Origin of the sequence: Arthrobacter sp. zg-Y1143, from assembly GCF_030125565.1 — a bacterium.
Lineage (GTDB): Bacteria > Actinomycetota > Actinomycetes > Actinomycetales > Micrococcaceae > Arthrobacter_B.
Genome location: NZ_JASKLW010000004.1, coordinates 509,813 through 522,630 on the forward strand (window position 1 = coordinate 509,813; position 12,818 = coordinate 522,630).

The 12,818-nt window shown below is 68.1% G+C and carries 11 protein-coding genes; 8 read left to right on the top strand and 3 right to left on the bottom strand.

Features of this window, described 5'->3' with window-relative positions; genetic code table 11:
- Window positions 1-73: 73 nt before the first annotated feature.
- Together QNN98_RS06470 and nucS are read right to left on the bottom strand one after the other, a co-directional pair.
- Window positions 74-1,324: an N-acetylglucosamine-6-phosphate deacetylase gene (locus tag QNN98_RS06470; RefSeq protein WP_283996560.1), complete on the bottom strand. Its 1,251-nt coding sequence runs from the start codon at window positions 1,322-1,324 to the stop codon at window positions 74-76.
- A gap of 53 nt (window positions 1,325-1,377) precedes the next feature.
- Window positions 1,378-2,073 (bottom strand): endonuclease NucS, encoded by a 696-nt coding sequence (nucS, locus tag QNN98_RS06475; protein WP_227924897.1) that lies wholly within the window; start codon window positions 2,071-2,073, stop codon window positions 1,378-1,380.
- Window positions 2,074-2,113: 40 nt separating this feature from the next.
- Between nucS and QNN98_RS06480 the strand changes: the two genes are divergently transcribed.
- Window positions 2,114-2,458, top strand: a complete 345-nt coding sequence (locus QNN98_RS06480) for an Rv1322 family protein (protein ID WP_227913858.1) — start codon at window positions 2,114-2,116, stop codon at window positions 2,456-2,458.
- Here QNN98_RS06480 and QNN98_RS06485 read toward each other — a convergent pair.
- Window positions 2,455-3,813: an AI-2E family transporter gene (locus QNN98_RS06485; RefSeq protein ID WP_502864610.1), complete on the bottom strand. Its 1,359-nt coding sequence runs from the start codon at window positions 3,811-3,813 to the stop codon at window positions 2,455-2,457. The genes QNN98_RS06480 and QNN98_RS06485 overlap by 4 nt on opposite strands.
- A gap of 299 nt (window positions 3,814-4,112) precedes the next feature.
- Here QNN98_RS06485 and QNN98_RS06490 point away from each other — a divergent pair, with 299 nt between their 5' ends.
- The 7 genes from QNN98_RS06490 to QNN98_RS06520 all read left to right on the top strand — a co-directional run bounded on the left by QNN98_RS06490 (window position 4,113) and on the right by QNN98_RS06520 (window position 12,788).
- The gene (locus tag QNN98_RS06490; RefSeq protein ID WP_283996561.1) at window positions 4,113-5,789 is read left to right on the top strand and encodes a DUF8094 domain-containing protein; all 1,677 of its coding nucleotides are present in this window, start codon (window positions 4,113-4,115) and stop codon (window positions 5,787-5,789) included.
- Window positions 5,790-5,895: 106 nt separating this feature from the next.
- Complete coding sequence (locus QNN98_RS06495; RefSeq protein ID WP_283996562.1) at window positions 5,896-6,870, top strand: co-chaperone YbbN; 975 nt, start codon at window positions 5,896-5,898, stop codon at window positions 6,868-6,870.
- 16 nt (window positions 6,871-6,886) lie between these two features.
- Window positions 6,887-8,008 carry an NADH:flavin oxidoreductase/NADH oxidase gene (locus QNN98_RS06500; RefSeq protein WP_283996563.1) on the top strand — a complete coding sequence of 374 codons (1,122 nt, stop codon included), beginning with the start codon at window positions 6,887-6,889 and terminating at the stop codon, window positions 8,006-8,008.
- Between the two features lie 136 nt (window positions 8,009-8,144).
- On the top strand, window positions 8,145-8,918 hold the full coding sequence (locus QNN98_RS06505; RefSeq protein WP_227913862.1) for an ABC transporter ATP-binding protein: 774 nt from the start codon (window positions 8,145-8,147) through the stop codon (window positions 8,916-8,918).
- A complete protein-coding gene (locus QNN98_RS06510; protein WP_283996564.1) occupies window positions 8,900-10,477 on the top strand; it encodes a transporter in 1,578 nt (525 codons plus the stop codon). The genes QNN98_RS06505 and QNN98_RS06510 overlap by 19 nt, the downstream gene beginning before the upstream one ends.
- A 24-nt stretch (window positions 10,478-10,501) precedes the next feature.
- Window positions 10,502-10,810, top strand: coding sequence for a DUF3039 domain-containing protein (locus tag QNN98_RS06515; protein ID WP_227918249.1), 309 nt, complete (start codon window positions 10,502-10,504; stop codon window positions 10,808-10,810).
- A 184-nt stretch (window positions 10,811-10,994) separates the two neighbouring features.
- Window positions 10,995-12,788, top strand: a complete 1,794-nt coding sequence (locus QNN98_RS06520; protein WP_283996565.1) for a DEAD/DEAH box helicase — start codon at window positions 10,995-10,997, stop codon at window positions 12,786-12,788.
- Window positions 12,789-12,818 lie beyond the last annotated feature (30 nt).

Here is a 12,818-nt window from a genome sequence, read left to right on the forward strand (position 1 = left end):
TACACCTACACAAAGACTTGGTAATAGAGTGGCATAACCGATTTCCGGGGTCAATGCCGGAAACGAAATATTTTCAACTATTTTTCCCAGTTTTCAGAGTTTCCGGGGCGTCCAGCCACGAGCCGAGCCGCAGCACCGCGTGCAGCTGAAGATCGGGTGTAAGCACCAGTGCGTCGGCGCGCAGTCCCCGGCGAAGTGCGCCAACTTCGTCCGCCAGCCGGAGCACGTCGGCAGGCACCTCGGCTGCGGCGCGCACGGCGTCGTGCAGCGGCACGCCCGCAGCCACGGTCCGCTGCAGGCACTGCAGCAGGGTGGCCGTGCCGCCGGCAATTGATCCACCCCCGGCCAGGCGGGCGGTACCGGCACGGACTTCCACGGCCAGGTTGCCCAGCCGGTAGCTGCCGTCCTGCAGACCGGTAGCTGCAATGGCATCACTGACCAGGGCTATGTTGCCGGCGCCTGCCAGCTCGAAGACGGTCCGCACCATGGCCGGGTCCATGTGCACGCCGTCGGCAATTACCTCGACCACGGCGTCGCCCTTCCGTGCGGCCCGCAGGCAGGCAGCGGCAGGCCCGGGGGAGCGGTGGTGGAGCGGCGGCATTCCGTTGAACAGGTGCGTCACGGTGGGGCGGGGTGCGTAGCCGTCAAACCCGGCCTCGTCCATCTCGTCACGGGCCCACGCAAGCGACGCCGCGGCGGTGGCGTCGTCGGCGTCGGTGTGGCCCAGGGAGGGGGTGACGCCCCGCAGGATGAGCCTGTCCACCAGGTCCTCGGCCCCTGGAAGCTCCGGAGCGTAGGTCATGGTCACCAGCTCACTGTCGGAAGCCTCTACCAGCGCATCCACGAAATCCGGATCGGGAGCGAGCAGGTACTCGGGGTCCTGCGCACCCCGGCGCACCGGCGAGAGGAAGGGCCCCTCGGCGTGGATGCCCGCAATGAGCCCCTCGCGGGCCAGGGCGCCCAGCCGCTCCGCGGCCGCCAGGAGGGACTGGCGGGATCCGGTGACCATGCTGGCCAGCAGGGAAGTGGTCCCCGAGGCGTGCAGGAAGGATACCGCCTGCCGGATCCCGTCGGGGCCGGCGGTGGCGAAGTCGGAGCCCAGGGCGCCGTGGCAGTGCAGGTCCACCAGGCCGGGAATGATCAGCGCACCAGGGGGGACCGCCACCGGGTCCGGCCACCCGGCGTCATCAAATCCGGACGCGGGTCCGGCATACACAATCCGGTCGCCCTCGAAGGCCAGCACGCCGTCGGAAACCGGCTCGTCGGGAGTGAGGACGGTGCCCCGGAGATAGCCGCGGGTTGCGGAAGGCGCAGTAGGAGTCATGCACCGATTCTAGGCATGCCCTGAGCCGGCGGGGCAGCAGCGCAACTGCAGGCTCAGAAAAGACGGGAGTCCCGGTCATCCACTCCGCGCATGGCATCGTAGTCCAGGGTCAGGCAGGAGATGCCCCGGTCTTCGGCCAGCACCCGGGCCTGCGGCTTGATCTGCTGGGCGGCGAAGATCCCCTTGACCGGAGCCAGCAGCGGATCCCGGTTGAGCAGTTCAAGGTAGCGGGTCAGCTGCTCGACGCCGTCGATGTCGCCGCGGCGCTTGAGCTCCACGGCCACCGTGGCACCGGAGGAATCGCGGGCCAGGATGTCCACGGGACCGATGGCCGTCATGTACTCGCGGCGGATGAGGGTGTAGCCCTCGCCCAGGCGGTTGATCTGTTCGGCCAGCAGCCGCTGCAGGTCCGCTTCCACGCCGTCCTTGATGAGTCCGGGGTCAACGCCCAGGTCATGGGAAACGTCGGAGAACCGCTCATGGATGCTGATCACCAGGCGGTCGTCGGTCTTGGCGCTCTGGACGTTCCATACTTCCGTGACACCGGCTTCGGCATCCGTAGCGTCCGGTTCCACGCTGCGCATGGTGGCCGGAGGGCTCATCCAGTTCAGCGGCTTGTAGGAGCCGCCGTCGGAATGGATCAGGACGGAACCGTCGGCCTTGACCATCAGGAGCCTTACGGCCAGGGGCAAATGGGCACGGAGGCGGCCGACGTAGTCAACGGAGCAGCGGGCTATTACTAAACGCACAGTTGCACTTTACCGGCTCATCTGCGGCAAAATGACTTACATGCCCCGTTCCAACCGTCCCCGCCGCGCGCCCGCCGCCGGCAGCCCCGCCGGAAGGAATGCCCGGCGCAAGTGGGCCGCTGCGGCCCCGGACATGGATCTGGAGCGTACCCGCGCCGGAATTCCGCACCATGAGAGCGGCCCCGACGGAGAATGGTCCGTGCGGCAGATCACCGCCAAGAACGCTGCCAAGGACTACCGGTGCCCCGGCTGCGGGCAGGTCATTCCGCCCGGAACTCCGCACCTGGTGGTCTGGCAGGAGGACTCGCTGCTGGGCCGGCAGGCGGCAGTGGAGGGCCGCCGGCACTGGCACAGCCACTGCTGGCGGATCCGCCGCCGATACTAGTGGTGGTCCTGGCGGGCGATAAAGACTTCCTTGAGCAGCAGCAGGATCGCCGCCGCAGTGGGAATGGCGATGAGTGCGCCGAGGACGCCCAGCAGGGTGCCGCCGGCGATCACCGCGATGACGGCCACCGCCCCGGGCACCGCCACGGCGCGCTGCATCACCCGCGGCGAAACAAAATACGCTTCGAACTGCAGGTAGGCCATGTACAGGATGGCGAACACGACTGCCGTCTGCCACCCCACGGTCAGTGCCACCAGTGACACCAGGACCAGCGCGATGGGCGGACCCACCAGCGGGATGAAGGCCAACAGCGCCACCAGGAACGCGAGCAGCACCGAGAATGGCACCCCGGTAATCGTCATCACAATGAACGCGTAGGTGGCGTCGAGGAGGGCTACGAATCCCTGGCCGATCACGTAGTTGCCCACGCTGCCGGTGATTTCCTCGGACAGGGCTTCCACCCGCCGGCGGCGGCTGCGCGGGGCGAGCCGGTAGGCCCACTTCTTCATGGAGGGCAGGGAGGCCAGGAAATACAGGGTCAGGACCAGGATGATCAACGCGCCGAACAGGCCGTTGGCAATCACGGTGCCAACGCTGAGGACCCCGCCGAACACCCCGCCCACGGCATCACCGTTCGAGAAGAACTTCGTGACCTCCTCGTCGATCCGGTCACGTACCTTGAACTGCCGGTCAATGTTAATGAAGAAGTCCGAGGCCAGGAAGTTATCGACGTAGCCCGGCGCCTTGGAAATAATTTCCGAGGTCTGGCTGACGATTGTGGGAATCAGTGTTGCGAAGAAGGCGGCGACGACGCCGGCCAGCACCAGCACCGTGATGGCGATGCCTGCGGGACGGGGGATGCGCCGGGCCGCGAGCCAGCGGACCACCGGGTCCAGCCCCAGGGCAATGAAGAGCGCGGCCCCGATCCACACCAGCAACTCGCCCACGTTGGTGATGACGAAGTACAGCAGCAGGGCCAGCCCCACGCCCACGGTGAGCATAAAGCCGAAGTAAATGGGATGGGTACGCAGGCTGTGGACGTCGGGTTCGGCATGCTCGGCACCGCTGATGCTCAGGCGTTCATCCGGCAGCCGGACCTCTGGATCCACTACGACTTCGGGCGTTTCCTCCGGCGGAAACTCGAAGCGCCGCCGGGGCCGGGCGCCCGGCACTCCGTGGCGCAGGCTGTACCGCACCCGGTCCGATGCCGTGGAGAGGAACCCGGGCATCCGCGTCCGCCCCGCTGCCCCGCGGGTACCGCCGGTCTCCGCTGAATCGGGCTTTGCCGTGCGGGGTCCCTTCGCAGCCGGTCCGGGGAGCGGTGCGTGGACAGGCACGTCCTCGTTCTCGCTCATTTGCGTACGCTCTCCCTCTGCTGTTTTTGCCTCTTGGTACGTTGCGAAACCCTATCAGCCGTGGCCCTTTGCGGTCCGTTCCTCCCGCATCCTCGGCGGCATCCCCGCACCCGGACAGCAGCGGGCGCCGGCGGCGCGAATGGGAGGTGGAACGGGATTTCGTTACCATTGGGTTATAAAGTGCCAGGACAACTAATAAACCGCCGCGCCGGGGCCGCCGCATATGAGGCCCCGCTCCCGCCTGCCCGGGGCAGGGATGCGGCCGCCCAGAGATGTCGTTGACTGAAGATAGGTAAGTTGTGCGAAACAAATTTGCAGTTCCGCTGATCGTCCTTGGGGTGTTGCTGATGCTGGTAGGCATTGGGCAGCGCACCATTTGGGCGCCCCCGGAGACCGAATCGGCGTCCGCTGCCGTCAGCGACGCCAAAGCACCGGTGACCGTCCTCGACGCGGAACTGCTGGCCGGCTATCCGGACGGCGTGGAAATCACGGTCCGCCAGGATGCCCCCTTCACCTTGGCGGTTGGCCGGGCCAACGACGTCGAAGCGTGGGTAGGCGAAGCCGCCGCCAATCGGCTGGAAGCCGCAGACGGCGACGAGCTGGCCGCAGCCTCCGAACAGGGCGAGGCGAAGACCCCGAATCCTGCCGGTTCCGACCTCTGGGTAGTAGAGGAAGCAGGGGAGGGCGAGCTGTCCTATGACTGGAAGGCGCCGACTGAGGGCGACTGGGAGATCCTGCTGGCCACCGACGGCACCGCTGCTGCTCCCGGCGACGTGACGCTGACCTGGGACAGTGACGCCAGCCGGCCGCTTGCCGTTCCGCTGATTGTGCTCGGTGCACTGCTGGCGGTCCTCGGCCTTGCCCTGGGCTTCCTGCGCAGCGGTGACACCCCGCGCCGCGGCGGCCGCCGCAGCGCCGGCCCGGACAACCGTTCTGTTCCCGCCGAAAAGTCACCCAGCTCCACCTCTGCTTTCACCGCCCATGCCCCCGCACGCCGTCGTCCGGCCATGGCGGCAGCTGCCGCCGCGGCGCTGGTACTTGTGGCCACCCCCGCCCCCGCGTTGGCGGAAGAGGGTTCAGCAGGCTCCCGCCCGGTTGTGCTGGATTCGCAGCTGGAGCGCATCCTTGCCGACGTCGCCGGCACCGTTGAGGCCGGCGATGCGGCGAAGGACGCGAACGCACTGGCACCCCGCGTCGGCGGCTCCGCCTATGCCCTGCGCGAGGCGAACTATGCGGTGGCTGCGAAGGCCGCCGATCACGAAGCTCCGGTTCCGGTGGCTGCGCAGACTCTGCGGACCCAGTCAGTTGCCGCCACCGACAGCTGGCCCCGGACCATCGTCGCCGTCACCCAGGGCGAGGCCAACCCTGTGCCGCAGGCGCTCCTGCTGGTCCAGGCCTCGGCACGCGAGAACTACAAGCTTGTATCAGCCGTCCAGATGCTTCCGGCGAGCACGTTCCCGCAGCCCCCTGCCGCCGGAACCGGCGCTGACCAGATTCCGGCCGATTCCGCCAACGGTCTCCTGATGAGCCCGCAGCAGGCCGTGGCCGCCCTCGCCGATTCGCTGACCAACCCCCAGGGCGACAACAAGGCAACATTCGCCGGAAACCGGTTCACCGAGGACGTGGTGAAGTTCCAGGAACAGGTCAAGACCGACCCCAAGAACGAGTTCGCCACGAACACGTTTACGCACACTGCCGAGCCCTCGGCTACGCACGCGCTGCGCACGGCCGACGGCGGGGCCATCGTTTTCGGCTACCTCGCCAACACGTTCTCCAGCACCCCCAAGGAAGCCGGCGACTCGATCAACTTGGAAGGGACCGTGTACCAGTCGCTCACCGGCGAGGCCAACACCGGTGCAGGCATTGACGTGCGCCACGGTGAAGCGGTGATGGTCTACGTTCCTGCCGCCGGGAGCAACAGCCAGGCGCAGGTGGTGGGTGCCGCCCAGCAGCTGTTGGGCGCAACCCTGAAGTAGCTGCGAAGGCGGCGGAGCGCAAGGATCCGGGGCAAGCCCCGCGCCGCCGGCAGGGATGCGGGCACGGGCTTGCCGGTGACGGGGCGCGGCGTAATAAGGTGAAGAAATGAGCACACCGAACCACCGCCCGTCGTCGGCGGCCCCCTCACCTGTGAACCTGCGGGGTGCAGTCGACCTCTCCGCCCTCAAGGCCCGTTCCGCCGCCCCGCCCGCTGCGGCAGCCGCCGCCCCTGCCTCCGGCCCGGCAGCTGGAGCCGCGCCCGCTTCCTCACCCTTTGTTGTGGAGGTTTCGGAGCAGACCTTCCCGCAGGTGGTGCAGCTTTCCGCTGATGTGCCGGTGGTCATCGACCTGTATTCGCATACCAGCGCCGAGTCGCAGAATGTTTCAGCGGTCCTGGCCGCCGTCGCCGTCGAGCAGAACGGCAGGATGCTGCTTGCCCGCGTTGACGTTGACGCCTATCCGCAGATTGCCCAGGCCTTCCAGGCTATTGCGGTTCCCACCGTCGCAGCCGTGCTCAAGGGCCAGCCGGTGCCCCTGTTCGACCGGGCCCTGCCCGAAGAACAGATCCGCGCCGTCGTTGCCGAACTGATGCAGGTTGCCGCTACCAACGGCGTCAACGGCGCCCTGGACGGGGCTGCCCCTGAAACGCCGGCCGAAGAGGCCCCGCTGCCTCCGCTGCACCAGGAAGCCTTCGATGCCATCAATGCCGAGGACTATGACGCCGCCGCGGCCGCCTACCGCAAGGCGCTGGCAGAGCAGCCTGCCGACGCAGAAGCCAAGGCCGGCCTGGCACAAGTGGAGCTGATGGCCCGCCTGCGCGGGGTCGACGCCGACGGGATCCGCCGTGCAGGTGCAGAGGAGCCCGACAATGTGCAGGCCCAGCTGGCCGTGGCGGACGTGGACATTGCCGGCGGGCACGTTGAGGACGCCTTCCGGCGCATCACCGGCCTAATCGGGCGGGTGCGCGGCGAGGACCGGGAGACAGCCCGGCTGCGGCTGCTGGACCTCTTCGAAGTAGTGGGTGTATCCGATCCGCGGGTCACTAAGGCCCGTTCCGCCCTCGCCCGGGCACTGTTCTAGGAAGGGCGCTTTTTCCGTGGATACACCATCGCTTTTTGACCCGATCACCCTGCGCGGTTTGGAGCTGGCCCACCGCGGCTGGGTCGCCGCCATGTGCCAGTACTCAGCTGACGCCGTGAATCCCGCGGACCCCGCCAACGCGCCGGGTGTGCCCAATGACTGGCACCTGATGCACCTGGGTTCCTTTGCCGCCGGCGGTGCAGCCCTGATTATTACCGAAGCTGCTGCCGTCAGTCCGGAGGGCCGGATCAGTCCGCAGGATGCCGGTATATGGAATGACGAGCAGGCTGCAGGCTGGCGCCGCATCACCGACTTCGTGCACCGGCACGGTGCCGTGGACGCACGCATCGGCATCCAACTGGCCCACGCCGGCCGGAAGGCCTCCACCTATGCTCCCTTTGCGGCCGGGCACGGCAGCGTTCCCCTCGGGGACGGCGGCTGGCAGGCGGTGGGTCCCACAGCGGACCCGTTCGGCACCTACGCCGCGCCCGTCGAACTGGACGAGGCCGGCATCCGCCGCGTCATCTCCGATTTCGCCGACGCAGCGGTACGCGCGGTGGACGCCGGCTTCGACACCATCGAAATCCACGGTGCACACGGCTACCTCCTGCACCAGTTCCTCAGCCCGCTGGTCAACACACGCACCGATGCATGGGGCGGCAGTGAAGACGGACGCAACCGGCTGACCCTGGCGGTCATTGACGCGGTGCGGGCGGTCATCCCCGAGTCCATGCCCCTGCTGCTGCGAATCTCTGCCACGGACTGGATGCCCGGGGGAGTGGACTCTGAATCTTCGGTGGTCCTGTCCCGGCAGGCCCGGGAACACGGAGTGGACCTCATCGACGTGTCCACCGGCGGAGCGGTTCCGGGTGCCGTTATTCCCGTAGGACCGAACTACCAGGTGGAATACGCGGAGGCTGTCCGCCGCGGAGCGTCCGTTCCCACGGCCGCCGTCGGGCTTATTGACACCGGCGCGCAGGCCGAGCAGGTGCTGCAGGCAGGCTCGGCGGATGCCGTCCTGATTGCCCGGGCCGCCCTGCGCGACCCGCATTGGTGGATGCGAGCCGCGGCCGAGCTGGACGCGAAGCTGCCCTGGGTGCCCCAGTATGAGCGGGCCGCCCGGCCCGCCGGCTTCTAGGGCACGCCGCCCGCCCGGTGCATCCAGATCAGCCGGCGCAGGTAGTCCCCGGGAGGGAGCCTCCCCCGGGGACACGGGCGTGAATCTGGTCCTTTGTGCGGAGCACTCCGGCCCGTCCCGGCGTTAATCTGGTCCCATGACCCAAACACCAGGACCGGCCCCCGCCCTGGCGGTGCGCGGCCTCGCGAAAAGATTCGGCGGCAAGGTGGCCGTGAACGGGATCAGCCTGGACGTGCCCGCCGGTTCGTTCTACGGACTGGTGGGCCCCAACGGCGCCGGCAAAACCACCATGCTGTCCCTGGCCACCGGGCTCCTCCGCCCGGACCAGGGCACTGCGGCGGTGCACGGCACCGATGTATGGGCCCACCCCCTGGAAGCCAAGCGGCTGATGGGCATCCTGCCGGACGGCGTGCGGCTCTTTGACCGGCTGACCGGCGAGCAGCTGGTGGCCTACGCCGGCCTGCTGCGCGGCATGGACCGGGACACGGTGGCTTCGCGCACCAAGGACCTGCTGGCCGCGATGGACCTCACCGCGGATGCAGGCAAGCTGGTGGTGGACTACTCCGCGGGCATGACCAAAAAGGTGGCGCTTGCTTCCGCGCTTATCCACGCACCGCGGCTGTTGGTCCTGGACGAGCCTTTCGAGGCGGTGGATCCGGTCTCCGCCGCCAACATCCGCGACATCCTGTCCGGTTACGTTTCCTCCGGCGGAACCGTAATTGTGTCCAGCCATGTGATGGACCTGGTCCAGCGGATGTGCGACCACGTTGCGGTGGTAGCCAACGGAAACCTGCTGGCGGCGGGCACCGTGGATGAAGTACGCGGCGGCACCAGCCTGGAAGAACGTTTTGTTTCCCTCGTGGGAGGCCGTACACACTCGGAGGGGCTGGAATGGTTGCGCACCTTCTGAGGCTGAAGCTGCTGCTGCTGCGCAACTCGCTGCGCCGCAGCCCGTGGCAGCTGGTGGGGATCATCCTCGGCGCCCTTTACGCCCTGGGGCTGCTGGCCTTCCTGCTGGCCGCACTGTTCGTGGTCGGCGCGGACCCGGCACTGGCGCGCACCGCCGTCGTGCTCGCCGGTTCCGCCGCCATCCTTGGCTGGGCGCTCATTCCGGTCGTTTTTTCCGGGCTGGATCTGACCCTGGATCCGGCCCGCTTTACCACGTACGCCATTCCCATGCGGCAGCTGTTGGCGGGGCTGGCCGTGGGCGGGCTCATCGGCATCCCCGGCGCCGCCACGGCGTTGGCCGTACTGGCCCAGGCATTGGGCTGGTACCGTTCACCGGCCGCCCTGGCCGCAGCACTGGTGATGGCCGCGGCGGCGTTGTTCACCTGCCTGGTTGCAGCGCGCGTCACGGTTTCTGCAGCGGTGTCCCTGACCGGTTCGCGTCGGTTCCGCGAAGCGAGCACGATGCTCCTGATCATCCCGCTGGTCCTGCTGGGCCCCATCATTTCCGCCGTAGGGGAGGGCATTGCCTCCAGCGGGGACTTCCTTATCCGGCTGGCGTCCGGCCTGTCCTGGACACCGCTCGGAGCCGTGTGGTCCGTGCCCGGCGACGTGGCCCTGGGCAACTACGGCGCCGCGGCCGCCAAGGCCCTCATCGGTATAGCCTTCCTGGCGGCGCTGGTAGTGGCCTGGAAGCTGCTGCTGCAGCGCGCCCTGGTCAACCCGCCGCAGGCCGCAGCGGCCCGGGGCAAAGCCGGCGGGCTGGGATTGTTCGCGCGGTTCCCGGGCACGCCGTCCGGCGCTGTTGCCGCCCGGGCCATGATCTACTGGCTGCGCGACCCGCGGTACAGCGCCTCGCTGCTGGTTGTGCCGCTGCTCGCCGTGGTCCTGGTCTTCGGATCCAACAGCTACGAGGGCAACGGCACCTGGCTGGTGACCTTGCTGCTTGCTCCGCTGATCGGGTTCCTGCTGGGCTTTTCGCTCCACGCCGACGTCGCGTACGACAACACCGCCTTTGCCCTGCACCTGTCCACCGGCGTGAGCGGCCGGGCGGACCGGGCAGGCCGCGCCCTTGCCTGCGCCGTGTTTGCCGTGCCGGCGGTTCTCCTGGCGGCGGTGCTGCCCGGGTTCCTGACCGGCTGGCCGGAGATGGTGCTGCCGTCCCTGGGCGTGGGGCTGGGCGCGCTGCTGGCGGGCTTGGGCGTGTCCAGCGTCGTTTCTGCGCGGTACACCTACAACGTGCCGCTGCCGGGTGAAAACGCCTTCAAGACACCGCCGGGGTCCACCGGCCGGTCCCTGCTGGTCCAGGGCGTCTTCAGCATGGTCCTGTTCGCCCTGCTGCTGCCGGTGCTGGCACCAGCGGTTGCCGCGGTGGTTACCGGCAGTACGCTCTGGGGTGTTGTGACACTGGCCGCAGGGCTGGTGCTGGGCGGCGGGCTGCTGGTTGCCGGGATCCGTGTAGGTGGCCGCTGGCTGGACGCGCGGGGTCCGGAACTGCTGCAGCAGGTCTCCGTCAACAAGTAGGTGCCGGGTACTAAGATGGTGTCCATGAGCCTGCCCCCAGATCCTTTCGAGAACGATCCCCGCCGCCTGGATGACAACGGGACCTCCACGGCCACCATCGAGCGCGAAGAACTGCGTGAAGAGCTGGAGCCCGGTGACAGCGAACGCTTTGCCCACTACGTGCGCAAGGAAAAAATCATGGAGTCCGCGCTGTCCGGCGAGCCGGTTATTGCCCTGTGCGGCAAGGTCTGGACCCCGGGCCGGGATCCGCAGAAGTTCCCGGTGTGCCCCACCTGCAAGGAAATCTATGAGGGCCTGCGCCCCGAGGGCGACAACCCCAAGGGCAAAAAGTAATACGTCCGTCCGGCCGTCTTGACCGCCCGTTTCCCAGCCTTCTTCTGCTGAAGGCAGTTAGTCCTGATGCCTGCATGACCTATGTGTTGACGCCTGCCCCTGCCGGCAGGTGCTTTGAGCTGTCCCCGTCCGGCGCCCGTACGGCAACAACCAATCGAGAAACTGGAAAGGTTGCGTTCCCAGCGTGAGTTCCGAAACGCTTTTCGGCGCCGGCGCCTCCCTGCCGCCCGCCTATCCTGAACGTGCCGCCTGGGGTACCGCCCCGAAGCTGCGCCAGTGGCAGGCCGAAGCGCTGGAGAAGTACTTTGCTTCCAATGCCAGCGATTTCCTGGCCGTGGCCACCCCCGGCGCCGGTAAAACCACCTTCGCGCTGCGGGTGGCCAACGAACTTGTGGAACGCGGCATCGTTAACCGGATTACCGTCGTCGCGCCCACCGATCACCTGAAGCGGCAGTGGGCCGACGCCGCCGCCAAGGTTGGCCTGGCCATCGACCCGAACTTCAAGAACGCCGACGGCCGGCACGGCCACGGGTTCATCGGTGTGGCCGTCACCTACGCCCAGGTGGCGTCCAAGCCCATGCTGCACCGCGCCAAGACGGAAGCGGCCCGCACCCTGGTGATCCTGGATGAGGTCCACCACGGCGGCGACGCACTGTCCTGGGGCGACGGCATCCGCGAGGCCTTCGAACCGGCAGCCAAGCGGCTGTCCCTCACCGGTACGCCGTTCCGTTCGGACACTGCCGCCATCCCGTTCGTGGAGTACGTCGAAGACCGGGACGGGATCCGCCGGTCCAAGGCGGACTACACCTACGGCTACGGCCAGGCGCTCAAGGACCATGTGGTCCGGCCGGTGATGTTCATGGCGTACTCCGGCCAGATGCGCTGGCGCACCAGCGCCGGAGACGAGATGGCGGCGTCGCTGGGCGAGGCTGCCGTCACCAAGGACATTACGGCCCAGGCCTGGCGCACGGCACTGAACCCCACCGGAGAATGGATTCCGGCCGTGCTCGCCGCGGCTGACCGGCGCCTCACCGAGGTCCGCCGGTCCGTGCCCGACGCCGGCGGCCTGGTGATTGCCACGGACCACGACGACGCGCGGGCCTACGCCGGCTGGTTGAAGAAGATCATGGGGGAGTCTCCCACGGTCATCCTCTCCGACGATGCCAAGGCCTCGGAGAAGATCGAAGAGTTCTCCGCCGGTACGCAGCGGTGGATGGTGGCGGTGCGGATGGTGTCCGAAGGCGTGGACGTGCCGCGCCTCGCCGTCGGGGTGTATGCCACCTCCACGGCCACCCCGCTGTTCTTTGCGCAGGCCGTGGGCCGCTTTGTGCGTGCCCGCAAGCGCGGGGAGACTGCCTCGGTGTTCCTGCCCTCGGTGCCGAACCTGATGGCGCTGGCCAACCAGATGGAAGTGGAACGCGACCACGCCCTGGACCGGCCGGACAACCATCTGGAAGAGGAAGGCTTCGGGCTGGAGGACAGCCTGATGGAGGCCGCGAACCGGGAGGAGAAGGCGTCCGGTGAGCTGACCAAGCAGAAGTTCGAGGCGCTGGAGTCCCAGGCGTCGTTTGACCGGGTGCTTTTCGACGGCGGCGAGTTCGGCACCGGCGGGGCGCTGGGCAGTGAGGAGGAACAGGACTTCCTCGGGATTCCCGGATTGCTGGATGCAGACCAGATGAGCACGCTGCTGCGCCAGCGCCAGCATGAGCAGCTCTCGCGCAGGGGCCGCCGTTCCGGGGTGGCTGAGGCGCCGCCGGCGGAAGCCCCGGAGGTGGTGGACCACCGCCGGCTCACCGAACTGCGGGGAGAACTGGCCAAGAACGTTTCCGCCTGGTCCGCCCGTTCCGGCATGCCCCACGGGGTGGTGCACAGCGAGCTGCGCCGGATCTGCGGCGGACCGTCCGTGGCCCAGGCCAACGAGGAGCAGCTGAACAAGCGGTTGAAGAAGCTGCAGGACTGGTTCATCGGGCGCAAGTAGCGCCGTGTACGCGTGGAAGGGCCGGGCGCC

Excerpts from the sequence above, each read along its gene's own strand:
- QNN98_RS06480 (WP_227913858.1), top strand. The coding sequence starts at position 2,114 with ATGCCCCGTTCCAACCGTCCCCGCCGCGCGCCCGCCGCCGGCAGCCCC.
- QNN98_RS06495 (WP_283996562.1), top strand. The coding sequence starts at position 5,896 with ATGAGCACACCGAACCACCGCCCGTCGTCGGCGGCCCCCTCACCTGTG.
- QNN98_RS06515 (WP_227918249.1), top strand. The coding sequence starts at position 10,502 with ATGAGCCTGCCCCCAGATCCTTTCGAGAACGATCCCCGCCGCCTGGAT.
- QNN98_RS06470 (WP_283996560.1), bottom strand. The coding sequence starts at position 1,324 with ATGACTCCTACTGCGCCTTCCGCAACCCGCGGCTATCTCCGGGGCACC.
- QNN98_RS06505 (WP_227913862.1), top strand. The coding sequence starts at position 8,145 with ATGACCCAAACACCAGGACCGGCCCCCGCCCTGGCGGTGCGCGGCCTC.
- QNN98_RS06485 (WP_502864610.1), bottom strand. The coding sequence starts at position 3,813 with ATGAGCGAGAACGAGGACGTGCCTGTCCACGCACCGCTCCCCGGACCG.
- QNN98_RS06510 (WP_283996564.1), top strand. The coding sequence starts at position 8,900 with ATGGTTGCGCACCTTCTGAGGCTGAAGCTGCTGCTGCTGCGCAACTCG.